Here is a 19,121-nt window from a genome sequence, read left to right on the forward strand (position 1 = left end):
CTCCGGGGTAAACTAACCCTTTATTTGTCCTTTCTATTTTATCACTGATTGTTATATTTAAAAAATAAAGTAATATTATCATTGGGTGCTTTTCACAACACCCCTTAGACTATAATAATTTAATTGTTTTTCATGTTAAACTTTAAAAAAATCAAAAAAATCATTTTCATTTTGCTAATTATCTACTAAAATAGAAGCAGATGTATACTTAATGAATTGGAGTGATAGGGGCATGGAACAATACAAATTCGATTCAGAACAAAGTAAGATGATAGTCGAGGCAATAGTAGAAGGTTACCGGGATTACATCGAACATCGAAAAGATCGGAGAAAAAATATGAAGATCAGTTCTGCCTTTGCTTGGACTAAAGGGAACTTTATAGAAAGTAAAGTTGCAGAGGAATGTAGTGAACATGGGTTCACTTACAAGAAATCAAAAGCAGGGTTAACATGGGACTATCTTCAATTTGTACATGGAGATTCTAAAATTCTTTTTTTAATCAAAAATGCTGCCTATTTTAATAAAGAAAGTTTCTCCCAAGCAAAGCTAGCTAATAAGCGAAATGGCCGTATACGAACTTATCTTCACGAACTATCACAGATCAATAAAGACATAGCATTTCCCAATAAAATTGACGATGCTTCAGCATTTGCTGTGGAACGCTCTGAACAACTATCGTTCTTGGTCCCAGAAAATCGGATAAAGAGTGAAATAGAGCAATTCAAATCCTCCTATAATGAATTTCATATACTTACTTACGCACTTGATGAAGCATATCAAGTATCTGAAATTATGCATTATTTACCGAATCCAGGAGATAATATAGCTTACGAGGTAGAAAATCTATCAGCTTATATTTCTGGAGCAGACTTGACAGAAGAAGAGCGCGAAGTAGTTGCTCCAGATGCAGGTGATGAAATAATGGATCCAGCAGCATTTGACATTGGTATTCTTGAGGAAGAAGAAAAGAATGACTGAAGTAGCAATTTGTTAAAGTAGTTAGATAAGGAGGGAGCAGCATGTTTGTTGGTGAAAATTTAACCAATCTTCGTATCATGCATGGGTATTCGAGAAAACAGCTCTCTGATATATTAGGTGTAACAGAACAAGCGGTTTGGCAATACGAAAATAATTATACATCTCCAAAAATGCAAGTTATTAACGAATTAAAACAGGTTTTCAATGTTAAGAATAAGTATTTTTACACTAATGATGTACTGAAGAAAACAAACAAAACAGAAACTGTAAATGTTATGAACATAGCTTACCGTTCTAAGATTATGAATGTAGTCTCAAAGACACAGGCCGAAGCCAAACATATAGAATATTTAGATACATTTGTTGACTATTTAACGGCAAAAGTAAGGTATCCCACTATGCAGATTATTCGCTTAAGAGACGAAGTTATTAGTTATCTGAATAATTCAACCGATGATAGATTGGTTCAAATTAATAAAGTAGCTGAACTAGCTCGTAAAAAACTTGGTTTTAGGAATGATACAAATGAGGATTTGATGTTTTTAGTTGAAAAAAGTGGCGTGTTTATTTTCGAGAAGGCGTTAGGAGAAGAAATTGATGCATATAGTTTATGGACTAATAATGAGCGTCCGTACATCATTTTAGGAAATATGAAACGTTCCGCATCTCGAAGGAACTTTGATATTGCCCATGAACTAGCTCATATACTACTTCACTATCGTATTGAATTCACTAACCTAGATCGCAAGGAGCATAAGAATATAGAAAATGAGGCAAATATTTTTGCAGGTACATTCCTTTTGCCAGAGGATGAGTTTAGGAATGATATGAAAGACATACTTCATATTACTAATCCAGATGCTTACATCGATTTAAAAAAGAAATGGAGTGTCTCACTGCAAGTACTAGGTTACCGGGCAGCCAAACTAAGGATTATCGAACCAAAAACGCATCGAAATTTTTATGCTGCACTTCATAGGAAGGGATATTTAAAAAAAGAGCCTCTTGATGAATTAATACCTATCCAAAAACCGATGAAGGTAAAGTCAATAATTGATTTAGTTTCAAAAAAGGGCCTACTGGACATTCGCCGCATGATTGAAACCGATTGGAAAGTTGAAGTTACTTTTTTCTACCGAATGACAGGAATTGAATCAACCTTCTTTGATAAATATTTTATTAGCAAGCAAGATTTTGGCCTTGATAATGTTACAGATTTTTCACCCCGTGTTTCTGGAAAATAGAAGTAAATCTATCCAAAAAGAAAGGTAAACTTAGCTGTTCATCTTTTTTTATACAGCGATATTTATTTATAAAGAACTATAAGCTGAACTAGTAGTAATTACGGATAGGAGAATCATTTTCGAATAGAAATCTATAAAAGGCTCTGCAGACACACACTAGATAAGTTGTTTGTAGGGCTTTATTTATCGACATTCATTGATGTATGAGCTCTCGGAAATCGCTTTCCCTTGTAAATCATACTGGTAGTATTTCAAACTAACTTTGCCTGCATTACCTATCTCCTTAGTAAATGCTGTTGAAACTAATGTTATGTCATATCTGGTAGAGTTCCTGAGTTGTCAGCCTTCACACAATCAATGGCTATTACGAGTGCAATAATAATCGTCTCCATCTTTTCGTTCAGGACTTGTCCCTTGTAGCTATCGCCCCATGCGAACCATTCTTTATTCACTTTCCCCATGCTGTAACACTTCAAAGTTTATATCCCACCAGTTCCCCTGCACTTCTATCCCAGCGGCATCAATGGAATAACGTGGTTTAAACAGAGAAAACTCTATATTAATCGTTAATACCTCTTGGCCGTTCACTTCAACATTAAATTTTGGCAGGAAGCTGATCACCTTTTTCGTTATAAGTGCAACAACCTCTGCTCCAGCTGTATTCAAGATGGAGAACGTTTTTGGGATTTTCATAAAACTTCCTTCCACATAATAAGCATCATTCTCCTGCTCGTCCTTTATCGTGAACTTGTCGTTAAAACTCATTACTTTTTGTTTTATATACAATTGTTTCAAAGTAAGGACTCCCTTTCTTTAGTGGGATACTTACCTGGCTAGTTACTAAAATATTACTTTTTATACGATTTATCCCTAGAAAGTTTCGATAAGTCACTCAATTGTAGATACTCTTACGGAATAGATCCCTTCTATCTGTTCCATCGAAAGTATATCCTTCAGTATAAATCTATTTAAATATGTTCACATTGGTAATAGGAGGTGTCTATTATGAACGTTTTGGTACTCATAATAATACTACTATTAATAATTATTGGCGGATTAATATGGTACATTAAGAAGCGTGATGAGCAAGAGGCTGCCATAATCGTTAGAAAGATAGAAACTAGTTTAGAATTAAAAAGAACAATGGCTATGGGGTTGTACTATCGATTCAATTTTCCTCGTGTTAAAAACGATAACCAAGAAATTGAGTTCTTGAAATCAACAGACCTTTTTCTTAAACAACTACCTTATCAATTTGAAGATTTTGTTGTACCTATTATGAAAAATCAATATGGAGGACACGCATTTACTACCGTGAAATCAGGAGACTATGGGATAGACTTTGAACATGAAAGAGAAGATGGACTTTATTTAGGTCAAGTTAAGGCGTATAAGGAAAATCTTGATTTCACTCCTATTGCCTTGATACATTCAAACATGGTGAAACGAGGTGCTAAAGGAGGATACGTTGTTACAACATCAAATTTTAGCCCTGCAGCTAGAAAGTATGCTAAGGACTTAAACATTGAGTTGATTGATGGAATAAAGTTAGTAACTTATTGGCTTGAAGCGTTGGCAAATAAGGTTTATGAATCTAATGAGGAGTTTGCATAAAAAGAGTATTGAAACGGATTTTTACGCAATAGCTTGTAATTATAATGCGTGGAAACCGTTCCTATACTCCTTATTTTTAATTAATAAAAACATTTCGGTCCTATTTTAAAATTTCTCTTCCCAAATCCAAATAGACTCCTGCAATATAATTGAAGTAAGGTTCCGATTAAGTGATTTTGAGTTAAGGGGAACATATCAACGAGAACGCCCTATTAAAAGTATTATTTTTACGGGTAAAAGAACTCGAAACCAAATGGGAAGGTGGCCATAATCAAAACTGGGCAATGGTTATGAACCAACTTCTTCTTCAAGATGAGCTAAAACATAGAGTGTTAAAGTATCTTGAGTAAAAGGGACTTACACACTTTATTTGACAAACCCATACTATGAATAAAAGCTATCAGATCAACACTTTTCCTGCAGTTACACCTCTCACCTTTCTATCCACTTTTACTATTAGTTACGATTAATAGTAACCATTATCCAAAGTAATACACTCATTTGATAATCACTAACATCAAAATAGCCATTTAAATATGAATGGTAACCATTAATAGATACCAACCCAAACATTGACTGGCACTGTATTTCACTAACTTTATTGCACTATTACTCTGCATAGTATCTTTTATTGGTAACTATTAATAGTTACCATATATTATTTTATCTTTAATTAACCACTGTATTCAATTCTATGTTGTACATAAAAGTTACCCTTTGTAGAGGAATATTAAAGCTAGAATAATGCCTTTTTAATGATATAACTTTATTTTTATATCACAAAAAAACAGTAAAGAATGTTTATATCCTTACTGTCTTTACGTATTCGTAGTAGTACGAGATCATTTAATCAATATCTTTAACATTCTCTCCGGATCAAACCCGCTTATCCACTCTCCATTTATATTGGTTTGCGGAACCGTCAATCTTTTCGTTTTTCCTATTACTTTCATCCTTGCTATAGGATTTAAGTCTACAATTACTTCTTTATAAGTGATATCAAAGGAGTCTAGAAAGCTTTTTACCATTCCACAGACAGGGCAGAAGCTTGATGTATATACCGTGACAGTTTGATTCATTTGAACATAACCTCTTTTACTAAATGAAAATCCTGTTGAACTTCACTTGATTACTTACTTTTATCAATACAGGCAATCAGTCTTTCTTCAATGTCGGTTGCAATTTCCTTTAATTCTTCATCTTCTACCATTTGAATTAGAGCAGTTGGTTTTGGTAGCCCTATGTTAGTTTTCCCTTCATTATCCTCGTAAACAACGATTTTACATGGAAGGAAATATCCAATTAGCTGATTCGTTGACAACACACGCTGCGCTTCTATAGGATTACATACTTCTAAAACAGTAAATGGATGGTCTAGTTCATATCCTTTCTTTTGCAATGTTTCCTTAATGTCAAACTGCCACTGAACACCAAACTTTTCTTCCTTTAAATTTACTTCCAATGACTTAATGGCATCTTCTCTAGATTTGTGTGTCTCTATTGTGTAATGAAACATCTTTTGATTTCACTCCTATCTACTTAGTTTTTATTCACTGTTTCCATTCCAATTATTCATTCCACCGACCATATCTTCAACTTTGAAACCTAATGCCTCTAGTATTCCACAGGCAGCTTTACTTCGATTACCTGATTGACAAACAACCACATAGCTCTTTTCCTTGTCCAGTTCACCTTTTCGTAATGCAAGCTGACCTAAAGGAATGTTGTTGGCACTTGGGATTTTACCACTAGCTACTTCTCCATTTTCACGAACATCAATTATGAATACTTCTTCACTATTTTGAAGACGTTTAGCTACTTCTTCTGGTGCTATTTGTTTTGCCATCACTTGTCATCCTTTCTAATACCAAGCACTCATTCCACCTTTTACATTGTAAATATTTTCGAATCCTTGTTTTTTCAGGATATTTGCTGCTTTTGCACTTCTCATTCCGCTTTGACATATAACAACAACTTCTTTATGTTTTTCCAATTTGTCTACTTGGCTAGGCAAGTTGGAAAGTGGGATATTTTTAAACGGTTTGCGATGATTTGCTTTATATTCACCCGGTGTACGGACATCTATAAATTGAACACTTTTATCCTTAAATTTATCTTTTGCTTCTTGAACAGTTATATTCGTAATGCCTTTTTTGGGAATAAAACGATTGATCACAAAGAGTGCGATCAAAATAATAAAAATCCATTGTATAATATCCACTCTACCTTCACCTTCTCTTTTCTTAATTTTTATCTGATGTCATTTTACCTTCTGTTCTAATTGTTTCATTCGGTTACTTCCATTAGACTAGACTTAACCACATACCCATCGGGGTATGTTTTATTTAAAAAGAAAAAGGTTGTTAAATTTCCTTTTAGTAAGAAAATTTTTAGAACCCTTATCTACTTTTCACTAATAAATTTACTGCTTCTTTTACAAGTTCTTTCGTATCTTCATCATTTTCAATATTCTCTCGAACACATTGTTCTAAATTCATACTTACAATTAATCCAATTGTACGATCAATACCAGTACGAGATGCTGATAATTGAGTAATTACTTCCCTACAATCTTTATTTTGCTCAATCATATTTAATACGCCTCTAATTTGACCTTCAATACGTTTTAAACGATTTATAACAGATTTATCATACTCCATCTATTATTCCTCCTTTACATGCACAACCTATAATCTCGAAACTACTAACACTATATCCTTTTCTTAATAAAAATCTCACCCCTAGATTAATATCCATTCGATCACTCGCTACAACATGAAGTGACTGATCCGGAATCTCACTGTAGTGTCTTCTCAAATAAGCGTAAGGTATCTGCATTGCCACATTTTTTAAAGTTCCTTTTTCGTTGTAATCTCTTAAATCTAATATAACGATATCCTTTTCGCCAATTCTATTCTTACAAGTTATTCCCATAATTGGGAAATACCTTCTATATAATTCGTAACATAATAAAACAAAAACTACACATAGCAAATATATAATCATAATTGATCACCTTTTAATAAGGAATACATAAATAATAATATACCCCATAAGGTATATTGTCAAGATTTCAATATTATTTTCTATTAGTCGCTTTTGATTTCTTTAACAAAACTTATACACATCTTGAGATTAGAAAATAAATGGAGGATACACCAAATAATGTACCTCCGTTTCATACTGTTAAATAATATTCTTCAGATTTTAAGTCTACTTAAAATTATATTCAGTTACTATTCTTTCTCTACCAGTAACTAAATCATTAAAATATTCATAAAGGTTTACACCCAAATAGGAACCAGAAATGTTGTATACATTCTCATATCCTAAATTTTGTAATGCCATTACCATATTATAACTTCTTTGACCTGAACGACAGTGAATGTATACGGGCTGACCTTTTGGAATTTCATCAAGTCTCTGTCTAAACTCACTTAAAGGAATATTAACTGCGTTTTTAAAATGACCTGCATTATATTCACCTTTTTCTCGTGCATCAATAATAAAAGCATTACTTTCTACTAGTTCTCGAACTTGGGAAACTTTTACTTCTTTGTATCTGCCTTGTAGTAGGTTTAGCCCTACTAAAGCGGCATGATTAACGACATCTTTAGCTGTTCCTAGCATTGGGGAGTAGGTCAATTCTAGGTCTTTCAAATCTTCCAACGTTCCATTCATTGTAATCATGGTTGCAATAATATCAATTCGTTTATCTACATTTCCTTTACCAATTGCCTGCGCACCTAAAATTCGACCTGTTGGATATTCATAAACCAATTTAAAATGCATCGGATTGCTGTCTGGCATGAGTCCCACTTTATCTCCCGGCATTAAGTAAACATAATCGTACATCATTCCTGCTTGCTCAGCTGTTCTTGCATTAAGTCCAGTAGATGCTGCATTTAGATCAAAGAGATGGATGGATGATGATCCTATTACACCGATATTTCTATTTGGAATTCCATACATATGATCTGCAGCCGCTCTGGCTTGTTTTTGGGCTGGCCCAGCTAGTGCTAGTCTTGTTTGTTTTTGTAACAAACGATGATACACTTCAATGGCATCCCCAACTGCATAAATATCTCTATCACTTGTTAAGTAATTGGAGTCGACCTTAATAGCTCCTGTTTCTCCAATCTCAAGACCTGCCTCCTTAGCCAAGTTGGTTTCAGGTCTTACACCAATCGCTAATACCACTGCCTGCGCATCAATTTTCCTACCGGAGTTTGTTGTAATATATCCATCAGAAATTTTAGATAACCCATCATCTAGAATAAGTTCAACTCCGTGATCCACCATTTCTTTATGAAGGATTTGAGCCATATCGTAATCAAATGGTGCCATTACTTGATTTGCAAACTCAACTAATGTTACATTATAGTTCGCAAGTTTAAGATTTTCTGCAACCTCTACTCCAATAAAGCCACCACCGATGACCGCGATATCCTTCATACCTTTTTGCTTGATATATGAATTGATATTCTCAATATCGACTACGTTTCGTACTGTAAAAACATTAGAATTGTCTATGCCTTCTAAATTTGGTCGAATAGGTGAAGCACCGGGGGAAAGCACCAATTTATCATAGCCCTCTTCGTATGTTTTATCTGAGATCAAATCTTTTACAGTGATTGTTTTCTTATCCCGATTAATTTGAATAACTTCCTGTTGTACCCTAGCTTCAATATTGTAGCGACTCTTAAAGATATCGGGAGACATTAAAACAAGCTTTTCGCTATCTTCTACAATACCGCTTAAATGATAAGGTAACGAACAGTTCGAAAAGGATACGTGAGGACCTTTTTCAAACATAATAATCTCTGCACTTTCATCTAATCTTCTGACTCGTGCAGCGACAGAAGCTCCACCAGCAACTCCACCAACAATCAGTACTTTCTTTCCCATATTTAAGCCTCCTATTCTATTTCACCAACCCACGCTAACATTCCGCCAGTCATATTCGTAACATTGTATCCTTGATTGATTAAAAATTCACATGCTCTTGAACTTCTTCCACCAGAACGACAAACCATGTAATAATGTTTATTTTTATCTATTTTGTCTAAAGAATTTGGGATGTCCCCCAAAGGAATATGTTTAGCTTCAGGAATTTTCCCCTCTGCAACTTCAACGTCTTCCCGGACATCAATAATATGGACGTTTTCTCCATTTTTTATTTTCTCATGTAACTCTACTGCTGATATACTTTTCATCAGTCTGCATCTCCTTTATTATTGTCTATTTTCGTATCTAGAAGGTTTAAAATATTATTTAAGTCAAAATATCTATCCAAATTTTAATAGCAGTACCCGCAATCAAAAGTGCTAATATCACTTGTAAAATTCGGGTATTCATTCTCTTTCCTACTTTTGCTCCAAGTGGTGCCGCTAATAAACTTGCTACAATCATAATAGCAGCTGGCCAATAATCTACTTGTCCAGTAGCAATTTTACCAACACTTCCCCCGATAGAAGAAATGAACGTTACTGCTAAACTTGTTGCAATCGTCATTCGTGTTGGAATGTGCAAAACCGTAAGCATGATTGGTACAAGTAAAAAACCTCCTGCCGCACCGACAATACCAGATGCTATTCCCACAATTAATGCTAATATTGCCGCTAGCGGCTTGTTGAAGGTAACTTCATTTAATGGTACATCGTCCATTTTTTTCTTTGGTACAAACATCATTACAGCTGCAATCACAGCTAGAATACCATACACAACATTTACTGCTTGCTCGGATAAGAAACTCGATCCATAACTACCAATTAAACTTCCTATTAGGATAGCTCCACCCATATAAATGATGAGCTGCTTGTTTAGGTATCCACCTTTTCGATATGCCCATACACCTGCAATGGAAGCAAACAGTACTTGTACTGCACTTATTCCAGAAACCTCATGGGCTGTAAATGCTACTAGACCAAATAAAGGGGGAATATAAAGTAGCATTGGGTATTTAATAATGGAACCCCCAACACCTAACATACCGGATAAAAAGGAACCAATAAACCCAATTGCAAACACAACGATGATAAAAGTTAAATCCATTACTAAACCTTCTTTCTTATTTAGAAAAGCGAGTAGTTCACGCTACTCGCTATTTGGTTTTCTTTATCCTTTTTGAATATAGAAGTACAGAACATCCTCTTCTGTTTTTTGTTCTAATACGGTATGGCCACCTGATTTAGCCCATGGTGGGATATCATTTAAAGCACCCTTATCTGTTAAAAGTACTTCAAGTACTTCACCAGAGTTAATCGTATCCATTGCTTTTTTAGTTTTTACAATTGGCATAGGACATGCTAAGCCTTTTGCATCTAATGTTTTTGTAATGTTCATTTAATTTACCCCCATTTTTTTCTATTGATTAATTAGCGAACTGCACAACGGTTTGGACCGATTTCCATTTCTGTTTGTTCGTCATTATTAGGTGTGATTTTCCCCATATTTACCTGACGAATTTGTTCATACGCATTTGGCTGTGGTGGTAGGTTATCTGTAACAGTACGACGGAATTCCGCTTCATCCTCGATGTTTAATCCATGATTCTCTTTAAACAAATCACCTAATCTTCTAGCCACTGTACCATCTTCATTTAACTCATCAATAATCATGAAATGTGCAGGTAACACCACTAGGTCTTCAGCTAGTTCACGATAACGGGAATATAATGTTTCTCGTAAGTCACCTACCCAATCTTCCGCAAGTCCTGCTAAATCGGGACGACCAATGGAGTCGATAAATAAAATATCACCTGTTAACAAGAACTGATTGTCGATAACAAATGAAGTAGAACCAATGGTATGACCCGGTGAATAAAGTGCATTTACATCAATTTGAGATGCACCAATTTTTACATTTAATCCTTCTGTAAGTGGCGTGTAATCAAACACTACCTCTGTCGCATCTTTTGGTGGTAGATAGTAAGTTGCTCCTGTATTTGCTGCAATATGACGTCCACCTGAAATATGATCTGCGTGTAGGTGTGTATCAAATACGTGCTTGATTTCTACTCCTTTTTCTTTCGCAAAGTTTGTGAATACATCCGTGAAACGCACTGCATCAATAATAGCTGCTTCGCCTTCAGAAATTACCATATAAGATAAACAACCTTTTCCTAAACGAACAAATTGGTATAGCTCCCCACCATTTTCTAAATCGGAAACTTTAATTGGTTCTAGATAACTACTCCAAGATTTCATTCCACCTTCAAGATATGCAACTTCACGACCAGCTTCAGAAAGCATTTCTGCTACCATAACGGAAGATCCTTCCTTAGCACATACTACTAATACTTCCTTATCTGTTGGAAGTTTAGGCAAAATCTCTTCTACACCATCTAATAATTCGAAGTAAGGGATATTTAAATACTCGAATTTATGTCCTTCAATTTTCCAATCCTCAAATGCATCATGATTACGAACATCTAAAATAAATAATTCTTCGTTATCAATTACTTTTCGAGCAACTTCTGCTGCAGTCCATTTATTTACTGTCATTATTGAATTACCCCCCTAGGTATATTTTAAATTATTTTTTAGCAGTGGAGAATTTCTCCACTGCATAAAGATTGATCATCTAATTAGAAAGTTAATGTTGGTGATGCATCTTTTGCATATTCTAGGAATGTTACTGCTCCACCAACTTCTATACCATCAACGAAATCTTCTTTCGTAAGTCCCATAACATCCATTGTCATTTGACATGCTATAAATTTAACACCTAGTTCCTGTGCCATCCCAACTAGTTGTGGGATAGTAGGAACATTTTCCTTTTCAAACCCTTCAGCAAAATGTTCCTTTCCTGCTGGCATTTCTAAAGCGTGCATTGCTTGTTTATGAATTAAGTTTAGTCCTTCAAAAGTGAAGAAGATTTGTACCTCTTTTTCTGAAGCTGCTGCTGCTGTTGCGATATTGAATACTTTGTATGCATCAAACATTCCACCGTTTGCTGCGATAATAGCTACTTTTTCTGACATAATAAATTCCTCCTAGATTTCTTTTGTTATTTTTCCGTTCCACTCATTCATACCCGGTAGAACGTTATAAACTTTTTTATAACCATTGTTTGCTAATAGTTGTGCTGCCAAATCAGAACGTTTCCCTGTACGGCAGATTACATAGATTTCTTTTTCTTTATCCAATTCTTCAAGGCGTGATTCTAATTCACCCATTGGAATGGACTTTGCACCTTGAATATGACCAAATGCATATTCTGCTGCTTCACGCACATCTAAAATTAAACCGTCACCTGATTCAATTTCATCAAGTGAAACAGTGTGTTCAAATGTTTTTTCCACTTCTGGTTCATTAGAGCCTTTGCGAATGTAATGATAAAGAACATCGCCTTCTTCCAATGTTCCTAGATATTGGTGTCCAACAGTGCTTGCCCATGCTGCTAAATCAGCTTTAGATCCTTTGTCTGTAGCTTGAACTTCCAATACTTGACCATCTTCAAGATCCGTAATTGCTTTTTTAGTTTTCACAATTGGCATTGGACAAGCTAAGCCTTTTGCATCTAATTGGTGATTTGCTTGAATCATACATTTACCCCCCACGGTATTATTTTTAACAAAAAAATTTACGATTTGGTATTTATTATACCTCTATGGGTATAATATTTAGCAATAAATTAGTCGTTATTGATAACGACGTTTGCAGTATACCTTTTATAGATCTCCATTGATTTAGCTTGTTGAAAATCAATTACAAGACCAATAATATACCCCCTAGGGTAAAATGTCAACCCTTTGATTTCTATTTTTTTGGATGGTTCTAGAATGAGACAGGTTTTGATTGTTTAGATTTAGATTAATCTTCCCACGCTCATTAATATGGTAGAACCTTTCCAACACCTTCCTTTTACCAACAATGCTCACCCGACCTACTTTTCTCTAACTTCTATTGTTTCAACAACTTCAATAGCACTATTAACAGACTGAATCATGGCACAGTTTTTGATTGCAAGGTCAAGCGATTTTTGGACTTTTGAAATACTTAAATTCTTACCAAAAACAATGAAATGTAACACTATTTTTGTAACTTTATTCGCTTCTTCCTCATTACGTTCGATTTCTACCTCCATTTTAATTGTATCAAAAGCAATACGTTTCTTTTCCATTACCTTCTTTAATAATCCCCCACTACACCCCACAAGTGACGAAACGAGTAGCTGTACTGGTCGAAAGCCAAGTTCCGAATTACTCGAAATATCAAGTTTACCATATTCAAATTCTGCTTCTAACGCTCCTGAGTCCTTAAAATTAAACTTCATTTTATTCGCCTCTCTTATTTTTTAATAATGCCCTCATGAGATAGCTAAAAGTCAATACTTATCCTTTAGGCAGACTAAACCAAAAGGTATGCACATTCTCTTCTGAAATAACACCTATCTTTCCTCGGTGATGTTCAATAATCTCTTTTGAAATAGCAAGCCCTAAACCAGAACCGCCATATTCTCGTGATCTCGAATGGTCAACACGATAAAACCGTTCAAAAATTCGTTCCTGCTCATCAATCGAAAGAGATTTTCCGGGTCCAGCTATACTAAGCCTATACTCTGATTGAGAATCTATTCCCTTGATTGTTATTGACCCACTACCCTCATAGTAGCGAATGGCATTATCAAGTAAATTACTAATGACTTGTGAGATTGCACCACTATTTAGTTTAATAATACTCGGTGCAACGTCTACTTGCATGTTAATGTCTTCCTGTTCTATTGCCCAGCGAAACATTTCTATCGATTGTTCCACTATCTTTTCAATTTGAACAAGTGATTTTTCTGAAAAACTCTGGGTTGATACGTGATCCCATTCTTTCAGTTGTTCCATCTGCTCTACCAAATGAATAAGCCGCTTTGATTCATTGAATAAAGATTGGTATAGCTTTTCGTCTCCTTGAATCACTCCACTTTGTAATGCACGGAGATACCCTTTTAAGTTGGATAGAGGAGTACGAAACTCATGGGATAAATCAGAAACTAGTTTTTGTCGATGAAGTTCATTATCCTCAAGCTGTTTAATTAAATCATTAAAATGACTAATTAATTCGCCTATTTCACCATCTGATTTAGCTTGAATAGGATTAGGATATTCACCCTGTTTCATCCTTTTAGTAGAGGAAATTAGTTCTTTTAATGGATGAATCAACTTTTTGGTTAAATAGAAATGAATAAGACTACCAATAATAATGGTAGAAATACTGAATATCCACAAGTATTGAAATAATGTCGTCTCGAATTGAGCTTGTTTTTGATTACTCATTGAAGTTAATCCATCCGCAAGAACACATGCAGTATTATAAATTGCCCAACTACTTAAACCTACAAATGCAGCAATCACTAATATGTTAATAAACGTTAATCGAAAAAGAAATTGTTTGGGAACAAGCACCTTTCTTATTTTATTCCGTAACAAATTTATACCCCATTCCTCGGACCGTAATAATTCGTTTAGGTACAGCTGGATTTTCTTCGATTTTTTTCCTTAGTTTCTTTATATGTGCATCTATTGTCCGGTCTAGTATTAATTTGTCCGCATAAGGATATAGTTGATTCAAAAGGCTTTCTCTAGAGATAACCGTATTCGGATTCTCCATAAAATAATATAAAAGATTGAACTCATGCTTCGTTAGTTTTACTTCTTGATCCAAAAGTAAAACTTCCCCTTTTCGAGGTTTAATACATAATCCATCATAAGTAATCTTCTGGCAAAATTGCCCTGTTCGCCGTAGTACAGCTTCAATATGAGCTAGAAGTTCCTCTGGTTCAAATGGTTTCACTATATAATCATCTGCCCCAATCTTTAACCCATTAATTTTATCCTCTATACGTGATTTAGCAGATAGCATAATGATCGATACTTCATTTCTCTCTTGTTCCCGAACCCATGTACAAAATTCTTCTCCACTAAGTTTAGGGAGCATTAGATCTAGTATGATAAGACAAGGATGTTTCGATAGAAATACTTCCTTTGCTTCCTCTCCATCTACAGCCTCCACAACATCATAGCCTGATTTTTTCAAATAAATGCTGATTAAATCACGTATCATTTTATCGTCTTCAACAATTAATATGGTTTGTTTCATTCTCTCACCTCTTTGCCCATCATATGTAATTTACTCCATCTTCTCAAATTCCTGCACCATCAAATCGTAATTCATTGCACCATATGCCTTGTAACTAATCAATCCGTTGGAATCAACCATATAAGTAGTTGGAATTGGTTGGATTGCATAGAGATTTGCTACGTCTAAATTGGAATCCATTAAAACTGGAAAAGTTAGTTTATATTCGTCAGCAAAGTTCTCTATATCTTCTACAGTAGATTCCGAATTGGTTAGATTAACTGCTAAAATAACAATATCCTTATCTTGATGGAACTTTTCCATATCAGGCATTTCTGCTCGACATGGTGGACACCATGTTGCCCAAAAATTAATCATTACACGGTGTCCACGAAAGTCCGATAATTTTACACTGTCCCCACTTAACGTATCTAGTTGAAAATCTGGTGCCTTGTTCCCAACTTCCAAACCAATAACAGGCTTCTGATTTTCTTCTACTCCTTCATCTGTAGCTTCAGCCTCTACTTCTTGTAGCTCCTCTACATTTTCAAAATGGACCGCAGACTTTTTGTTTGAGTCGAGGAAATCATAGACTGCCCAGCCTACCATACCTATCACTACAACTAAAAGAATCCATTTTTTCATCACAAACACCTCCTAAGTTTACCCTAATCTTGATAACCAAGTATCTTGTACTAAATCTAGTAAGAATCCTGAAATACGTGGCATTAATCCGAAGAATAGAACGAATCCCATCAAAATCATCATGATGGCACCTATCTTCATTATGATGTTGCTATGCCGTACTATCCATTTCGTTTTCCCAATAAAGAATGTTAAGACCAGAAATGGTAATGCAAATCCAAATACATACATAATCGTATAAAACATTCCTTGACCGGGATTACTAGCAGCTAAGAGTAGAATGGAACCGAAAATTGGTCCGATGCAAGGTGTCCATCCAGCAGCAAACCCAAGCCCAATAAAGAATGTCCCAACATATCCAGCTGGTTTTTTCGTATAATGAAACCGCCGTTCCTTCATTAGAGACGGTATTTGGATCCAACCCGCTATAAATAACCCCATTATAATAATAAAAACTCCTGCTATCCGCTGAATGAGTAGTCCAGAATCACCAACCAAGAGTTTTTGCGCCCATTGTCCTAAAAACGAAGCACTGGCACCTAAACTAAGGAATACTAGGGAAACTGCTAAAAGGAAGAAGAACGAATGAGCGAATAACTGGCGAACTATTTTTCTATTCTTATTACCTTGTAATTCCTTTACACTAATGCCCGTTATATACGACATATAGGCTGGGAAAATTGGCAAAACACATGGCGATAAAAATGATAAAGCACCAGCTCCTATTGCTAATAGCATTCCTACCAGTAGCATCGTATCAGTCTCAATAATACCCATTATGTAGCCCCCCTTCTTATTTTATAAGTTAAAATACCGACGCTCATTACTAAAAACAATCCAACAAACCATGGTGCCATGATATAACCAAAGACCGTCACAAAAGGCTGAACAAATCCTAAAATAAGCATACCAATCGACCAAACTATAACAATGACCGTCAACATCTTCAAAGTAGTAAAACGCTCCCGTAACAAAAAGAATATAGCGATTAAAATGGATAATAAAATTAAATATCCCAATGCATAGAAATTATCCACTACAACGAATTGAATAAACTCATATACAAACGAACTAATAAGAAATAGATGGACAAAAGAATCCAATAAGGTAATTACTTGCATGTTTTTTGTTTCGATTTATATAGAAGCATTAATGCTATTGATACAATAGCAAAATAAAATGATTTTGAGTCACTCGGATAAGCCAAAATGGATAAAGGATCCGATATAAAAGTGGAAAGGTTTATTAAGATTTTCCCAATCCAAATAAAGATTACAAAATTGAATAATTGCGATATTATTTCCTCTACCTGTAATTTCTTTTGCTCTCTAGTTAAGTCACTTAACAGATAGAAGGATAGAAAGCCTACTGCGAAACTTAGAGCAATTATACCAATTGCTGTTAACTTACTTGCTATAGCCATCGTATTTCCTCACTTTCAAACTCCGTCTAATGTACCTTACCCTTCCAATGTGAAAATTTGATGAAAGTTACATTTAACATTTCATAAAAATAAAAAAAGGAGTTTTGTCAAAATGACAAACCCCATTTAATACTAGACTATCCCTACATATTTTTACTTTGCTGAAGAAGTTTTGATTCTCCCGTACGTTCCCATTCTTCTACAGTCTCATATGCTCTTTCAGGAGAATAGCCTTTTCCAACGAGAACTCCCATGAGAATAAACTCTTGAAGGATATGTGTAGCATTTATTCCTCTCTTAACGTCTTCTAATCCTTCTTTCACTAAAAACTCTGTATACTGTACCCATTCATCTGGAGTTCTACCGAAATAAGTTGGATTGGCCGAATTACCGCCTTCTTCCGCAGCCATTGCATCTGCTTTCGTTTGGTGAATCGTTCCAAATGGATGTTCTGGAGGTGCATAAATGGTATATAACTTTAATGGCTTATTTCCAGTGTTTGTTAAATTATGCCATTTACCAGCAGGAACCATGATAGCATAATCTTCAGAAACCCTTCTTTCATAGTTCAAATTATTTTCGGTGTCACCCATTTGAACAAGCCCCTGACCTTCTTCAATACGTAGAAATTGATCTACATCTGGATGGACTTCCAAACCAATGTCTTCTCCAACACCAATACTCATCAATGTAACCTGTAAATGATTTCCGGTCCATATTGCCGTGCGAAAGTTGCGATTCCTTTCCGCAGCTTCCTCTATATTTATTACGAATGGCTGTTTCCCTTGATCTTTAAATGCCATATTTTTTGCTCTATCTTCTATTTGCGTTGGTTGATACATGCTCCCCATATTTGTTTCTTGTGGGTAACCCCAATATATAGGATGTTGGCGAACATGGTGCATTGGAACACTTACATAGTAATTTGGATACATATATGGTGAATAATACATCTTCTCACTCCTCCATTATTGTCATATGTATCCTATGTATCATTCTTAATAAATGTACTTTTGTATATTGACGTTTATTGAAGTTTATCTGCAGTTTTTTAATATTATTCATTAAAGGGGCAAACAAAAGTAATGGCTCCCTGTTTCCCTGTGTTGTAAATTGAACAACAACCCAACATATAGCATAAGATAAATAAAATTTAGATACTGGGAGGAGAACTATTTGTATTATTCTAATCCATTACGACAAATTAATAATTACGGTGCAACTGGGGCATTAAATGCCTCCACATTAACCTTGCCTCAAATGTTGACTTATGCCCTCCAAGACGAGTATTTAGCTCAAGCAAGATACAATAATATTTTGGAAACCTTTGGATATATTCGTCCATTTGCGCAAATAAGGGATGCTGAATTAAGACATATCAATGCACTATTACCCCTTTTTTATCGCTATCAGATTCCTCTACCTGAAGATATATCGTACACATTCATTACTACTCCGGAAAACATTAAAGCGGCATACGCTACTTGTGTACAAGGTGAGATAGACAATATTTCGATGTATGAAAAATTTTTAGTCCTTAATATTCCAAATGATGTTCGATTAGTCTTTACCCAACTGCGCAATGCTTCTATAAATCATCTAGCGGCATTTGAAAGAGGCCTTGCACGAAACTAAATTGAGTCTGCCCCCCCACCATCGTAATTAGGATACCCATCTCTTCTGTTTAATGAACCACAAGTTAGTTTTGATGAGACTAAAAATTTCCATCTACCTCTGATAGAACTTAACAAATTATTTTAATATAAATTTTCTTGAATAAACTATGACAATGAATATATGCTAATATCTCAAATTGCAAATTTCAATTAGTGATATGTTATATGAGTTACTTTGATCATAAAACAACATTGATTTTCAATAAAAATAAACAGTTCAATTTACACGCGAATGAATTGAACTGCTTATTTTTTATTTATACTCATATATCGAAGTAGTTATTATAAACAAGTTAGAAGCCCGTTGTTATTACTATAAGCACACTTTTCTAGCAATAGTAAATCCCCTTGTTCATTTACGTCAAGAAGTCTATCTTCAACCTTCTTCATAAACTGAATAACTAAAATCGATGAAATCCTCCAGTTTTACACTGTTAGGCTGATTCGTCCCCCAACCATACCGCTGAT

The 19,121-nt window shown here is 34.9% G+C and carries 24 protein-coding genes and 3 pseudogenes; 5 read left to right on the forward strand and 22 right to left on the reverse strand.

The window, feature by feature from the left end; genetic code table 11:
* Positions 1–232 precede the first annotated feature (232 nt).
* Positions 233–979, forward strand: coding sequence for a spr1630 family ClpXP-sensitive toxin (locus OMHG_RS04735; RefSeq protein WP_010648776.1), 747 nt, complete (start codon positions 233–235; stop codon positions 977–979).
* Between the two features lie 41 nt (positions 980–1,020).
* On the forward strand, positions 1,021–2,223 hold the full coding sequence (locus OMHG_RS04740) for a spr1629 family repressor/antitoxin (protein WP_010648778.1): 1,203 nt from the start codon (positions 1,021–1,023) through the stop codon (positions 2,221–2,223).
* Between the two features lie 308 nt (positions 2,224–2,531).
* On the opposite strand, the pseudogene OMHG_RS04745 reads toward OMHG_RS04740, so the two are convergent.
* Positions 2,532–3,018: pseudogene (locus OMHG_RS04745) on the reverse strand (LURP-one-related/scramblase family protein).
* Between the two features lie 210 nt (positions 3,019–3,228).
* Here OMHG_RS04745 and OMHG_RS04750 point away from each other — a divergent pair.
* The gene (locus tag OMHG_RS04750; RefSeq protein ID WP_010648780.1) at positions 3,229–3,837 is read left to right on the forward strand and encodes a restriction endonuclease; all 609 of its coding nucleotides are present in this window, start codon (positions 3,229–3,231) and stop codon (positions 3,835–3,837) included.
* A gap of 185 nt (positions 3,838–4,022) precedes the next feature.
* Positions 4,023–4,187 (forward strand): annotated as a pseudogene (locus OMHG_RS18250) (IS256 family transposase); the annotation flags it as partial.
* Positions 4,188–4,679: 492 nt separating this feature from the next.
* Here the strand turns inward: OMHG_RS18250 and OMHG_RS04755 are convergent.
* The 21 genes from OMHG_RS04755 to OMHG_RS04850 all read right to left on the reverse strand — a co-directional run bounded on the left by OMHG_RS04755 (position 4,680) and on the right by OMHG_RS04850 (position 17,930).
* Complete coding sequence (locus OMHG_RS04755; protein WP_010648781.1) at positions 4,680–4,916, reverse strand: glutaredoxin family protein; 237 nt, start codon at positions 4,914–4,916, stop codon at positions 4,680–4,682.
* A gap of 50 nt (positions 4,917–4,966) precedes the next feature.
* Entirely contained in the window at positions 4,967–5,353 is a 387-nt protein-coding gene (locus tag OMHG_RS04760; protein ID WP_010648783.1) for a DUF302 domain-containing protein, read from the reverse strand.
* Positions 5,354–5,383: 30 nt separating this feature from the next.
* Positions 5,384–5,683, reverse strand: a complete 300-nt coding sequence (locus tag OMHG_RS04765) for a rhodanese-like domain-containing protein (RefSeq protein ID WP_010648785.1) — start codon at positions 5,681–5,683, stop codon at positions 5,384–5,386.
* 15 nt (positions 5,684–5,698) lie between these two features.
* Positions 5,699–6,058, reverse strand: coding sequence for a rhodanese-like domain-containing protein (locus OMHG_RS04770; RefSeq protein WP_010648787.1), 360 nt, complete (start codon positions 6,056–6,058; stop codon positions 5,699–5,701).
* Positions 6,059–6,236: 178 nt separating this feature from the next.
* Positions 6,237–6,497 (reverse strand): metal-sensitive transcriptional regulator, encoded by a 261-nt coding sequence (locus OMHG_RS04775; RefSeq protein ID WP_010648789.1) that lies wholly within the window; start codon positions 6,495–6,497, stop codon positions 6,237–6,239.
* Positions 6,487–6,843, reverse strand: coding sequence for a rhodanese-like domain-containing protein (locus tag OMHG_RS04780; RefSeq protein ID WP_049887919.1), 357 nt, complete (start codon positions 6,841–6,843; stop codon positions 6,487–6,489). Before OMHG_RS04780 ends, OMHG_RS04775 begins: the two co-directional genes overlap by 11 nt.
* 207 nt (positions 6,844–7,050) lie before the next feature.
* Positions 7,051–8,745, reverse strand: coding sequence for an FAD-dependent oxidoreductase (locus tag OMHG_RS04785; protein ID WP_010648793.1), 1,695 nt, complete (start codon positions 8,743–8,745; stop codon positions 7,051–7,053).
* Positions 8,746–8,756: 11 nt separating this feature from the next.
* Complete coding sequence (locus tag OMHG_RS04790; protein WP_010648794.1) at positions 8,757–9,053, reverse strand: rhodanese-like domain-containing protein; 297 nt, start codon at positions 9,051–9,053, stop codon at positions 8,757–8,759.
* 58 nt (positions 9,054–9,111) lie between these two features.
* Positions 9,112–9,891 (reverse strand): sulfite exporter TauE/SafE family protein, encoded by a 780-nt coding sequence (locus OMHG_RS04795; RefSeq protein WP_010648795.1) that lies wholly within the window; start codon positions 9,889–9,891, stop codon positions 9,112–9,114.
* A gap of 63 nt (positions 9,892–9,954) precedes the next feature.
* A complete protein-coding gene (locus tag OMHG_RS04800; protein ID WP_010648796.1) occupies positions 9,955–10,182 on the reverse strand; it encodes a sulfurtransferase TusA family protein in 228 nt (75 codons plus the stop codon).
* A 32-nt stretch (positions 10,183–10,214) separates the two neighbouring features.
* Positions 10,215–11,342: an MBL fold metallo-hydrolase gene (locus OMHG_RS04805; RefSeq protein ID WP_010648797.1), complete on the reverse strand. Its 1,128-nt coding sequence runs from the start codon at positions 11,340–11,342 to the stop codon at positions 10,215–10,217.
* Positions 11,343–11,425: 83 nt separating this feature from the next.
* Complete coding sequence (locus OMHG_RS04810) at positions 11,426–11,821, reverse strand: DsrE/DsrF/DrsH-like family protein (RefSeq protein ID WP_010648798.1); 396 nt, start codon at positions 11,819–11,821, stop codon at positions 11,426–11,428.
* 12 nt (positions 11,822–11,833) lie between these two features.
* A complete protein-coding gene (locus OMHG_RS04815; RefSeq protein ID WP_010648799.1) occupies positions 11,834–12,385 on the reverse strand; it encodes a sulfurtransferase TusA family protein in 552 nt (183 codons plus the stop codon).
* 341 nt (positions 12,386–12,726) lie between these two features.
* A complete protein-coding gene (locus OMHG_RS04820; protein WP_010648801.1) occupies positions 12,727–13,116 on the reverse strand; it encodes an OsmC family protein in 390 nt (129 codons plus the stop codon).
* Positions 13,117–13,174: 58 nt separating this feature from the next.
* Positions 13,175–14,185, reverse strand: a complete 1,011-nt coding sequence (locus OMHG_RS04825; protein WP_237566135.1) for a sensor histidine kinase — start codon at positions 14,183–14,185, stop codon at positions 13,175–13,177.
* Between the two features lie 61 nt (positions 14,186–14,246).
* Positions 14,247–14,930 (reverse strand): response regulator transcription factor, encoded by a 684-nt coding sequence (locus tag OMHG_RS04830; protein ID WP_010648803.1) that lies wholly within the window; start codon positions 14,928–14,930, stop codon positions 14,247–14,249.
* Between the two features lie 30 nt (positions 14,931–14,960).
* Positions 14,961–15,554 carry a peroxiredoxin family protein gene (locus OMHG_RS04835; protein ID WP_010648804.1) on the reverse strand — a complete coding sequence of 198 codons (594 nt, stop codon included), beginning with the start codon at positions 15,552–15,554 and terminating at the stop codon, positions 14,961–14,963.
* 18 nt (positions 15,555–15,572) lie between these two features.
* Entirely contained in the window at positions 15,573–16,331 is a 759-nt protein-coding gene (locus OMHG_RS04840) for a cytochrome c biogenesis CcdA family protein (RefSeq protein ID WP_010648805.1), read from the reverse strand.
* Positions 16,331–16,675, reverse strand: coding sequence for a hypothetical protein (locus tag OMHG_RS18740; protein WP_202594343.1), 345 nt, complete (start codon positions 16,673–16,675; stop codon positions 16,331–16,333). Before OMHG_RS18740 ends, OMHG_RS04840 begins: the two co-directional genes overlap by 1 nt.
* A complete protein-coding gene (locus OMHG_RS18745; RefSeq protein ID WP_010648806.1) occupies positions 16,666–16,977 on the reverse strand; it encodes a hypothetical protein in 312 nt (103 codons plus the stop codon). The genes OMHG_RS18740 and OMHG_RS18745 overlap by 10 nt, the downstream gene beginning before the upstream one ends.
* 143 nt (positions 16,978–17,120) lie before the next feature.
* The gene (locus tag OMHG_RS04850) at positions 17,121–17,930 is read right to left on the reverse strand and encodes a cupin domain-containing protein (protein ID WP_010648807.1); all 810 of its coding nucleotides are present in this window, start codon (positions 17,928–17,930) and stop codon (positions 17,121–17,123) included.
* Positions 17,931–18,174: 244 nt separating this feature from the next.
* Between OMHG_RS04850 and OMHG_RS04855 the strand changes: the two are divergent.
* Positions 18,175–18,612 (forward strand): annotated as a pseudogene (locus tag OMHG_RS04855) (ferritin-like domain-containing protein); the annotation flags it as partial.
* Positions 18,613–19,121 lie beyond the last annotated feature (509 nt).

Source organism: Oceanobacillus massiliensis str. N'diop, from assembly GCF_000285495.1.
GTDB classification, from domain to species: Bacteria; Bacillota; Bacilli; order Bacillales; family Amphibacillaceae; genus Oceanobacillus; species Oceanobacillus massiliensis.

What these genes read in the sequence shown, in the direction of transcription:
- OMHG_RS04810 (WP_010648798.1), bottom strand. Translation starts at nt 11,821, where the DNA reads ATGTCAGAAAAAGTAGCTATTATCGCAGCAAACGGTGGAATGTTTGAT.
- OMHG_RS04775 (WP_010648789.1), bottom strand. Translation starts at nt 6,497, where the DNA reads ATGGAGTATGATAAATCTGTTATAAATCGTTTAAAACGTATTGAAGGT.
- OMHG_RS04760 (WP_010648783.1), bottom strand. Translation starts at nt 5,353, where the DNA reads ATGTTTCATTACACAATAGAGACACACAAATCTAGAGAAGATGCCATT.
- OMHG_RS04780 (WP_049887919.1), bottom strand. Translation starts at nt 6,843, where the DNA reads ATGATTATATATTTGCTATGTGTAGTTTTTGTTTTATTATGTTACGAA.
- OMHG_RS04830 (WP_010648803.1), bottom strand. Translation starts at nt 14,930, where the DNA reads ATGAAACAAACCATATTAATTGTTGAAGACGATAAAATGATACGTGAT.
- OMHG_RS04820 (WP_010648801.1), bottom strand. Translation starts at nt 13,116, where the DNA reads ATGAAGTTTAATTTTAAGGACTCAGGAGCGTTAGAAGCAGAATTTGAA.
- OMHG_RS04740 (WP_010648778.1), top strand. Translation starts at nt 1,021, where the DNA reads ATGTTTGTTGGTGAAAATTTAACCAATCTTCGTATCATGCATGGGTAT.
- OMHG_RS04795 (WP_010648795.1), bottom strand. Translation starts at nt 9,891, where the DNA reads ATGGATTTAACTTTTATCATCGTTGTGTTTGCAATTGGGTTTATTGGT.
- OMHG_RS04805 (WP_010648797.1), bottom strand. Translation starts at nt 11,342, where the DNA reads ATGACAGTAAATAAATGGACTGCAGCAGAAGTTGCTCGAAAAGTAATT.
- OMHG_RS04785 (WP_010648793.1), bottom strand. Translation starts at nt 8,745, where the DNA reads ATGGGAAAGAAAGTACTGATTGTTGGTGGAGTTGCTGGTGGAGCTTCT.
- OMHG_RS04735 (WP_010648776.1), top strand. Translation starts at nt 233, where the DNA reads ATGGAACAATACAAATTCGATTCAGAACAAAGTAAGATGATAGTCGAG.
- OMHG_RS04750 (WP_010648780.1), top strand. Translation starts at nt 3,229, where the DNA reads ATGAACGTTTTGGTACTCATAATAATACTACTATTAATAATTATTGGC.
- OMHG_RS04850 (WP_010648807.1), bottom strand. Translation starts at nt 17,930, where the DNA reads ATGTATTATTCACCATATATGTATCCAAATTACTATGTAAGTGTTCCA.
- OMHG_RS04835 (WP_010648804.1), bottom strand. Translation starts at nt 15,554, where the DNA reads ATGAAAAAATGGATTCTTTTAGTTGTAGTGATAGGTATGGTAGGCTGG.
- OMHG_RS04840 (WP_010648805.1), bottom strand. Translation starts at nt 16,331, where the DNA reads ATGGGTATTATTGAGACTGATACGATGCTACTGGTAGGAATGCTATTA.
- OMHG_RS18745 (WP_010648806.1), bottom strand. Translation starts at nt 16,977, where the DNA reads ATGGCTATAGCAAGTAAGTTAACAGCAATTGGTATAATTGCTCTAAGT.
- OMHG_RS18740 (WP_202594343.1), bottom strand. Translation starts at nt 16,675, where the DNA reads ATGCAAGTAATTACCTTATTGGATTCTTTTGTCCATCTATTTCTTATT.
- OMHG_RS04755 (WP_010648781.1), bottom strand. Translation starts at nt 4,916, where the DNA reads ATGAATCAAACTGTCACGGTATATACATCAAGCTTCTGCCCTGTCTGT.
- OMHG_RS04790 (WP_010648794.1), bottom strand. Translation starts at nt 9,053, where the DNA reads ATGAAAAGTATATCAGCAGTAGAGTTACATGAGAAAATAAAAAATGGA.
- OMHG_RS04765 (WP_010648785.1), bottom strand. Translation starts at nt 5,683, where the DNA reads ATGGCAAAACAAATAGCACCAGAAGAAGTAGCTAAACGTCTTCAAAAT.
- OMHG_RS04800 (WP_010648796.1), bottom strand. Translation starts at nt 10,182, where the DNA reads ATGAACATTACAAAAACATTAGATGCAAAAGGCTTAGCATGTCCTATG.
- OMHG_RS04815 (WP_010648799.1), bottom strand. Translation starts at nt 12,385, where the DNA reads ATGATTCAAGCAAATCACCAATTAGATGCAAAAGGCTTAGCTTGTCCA.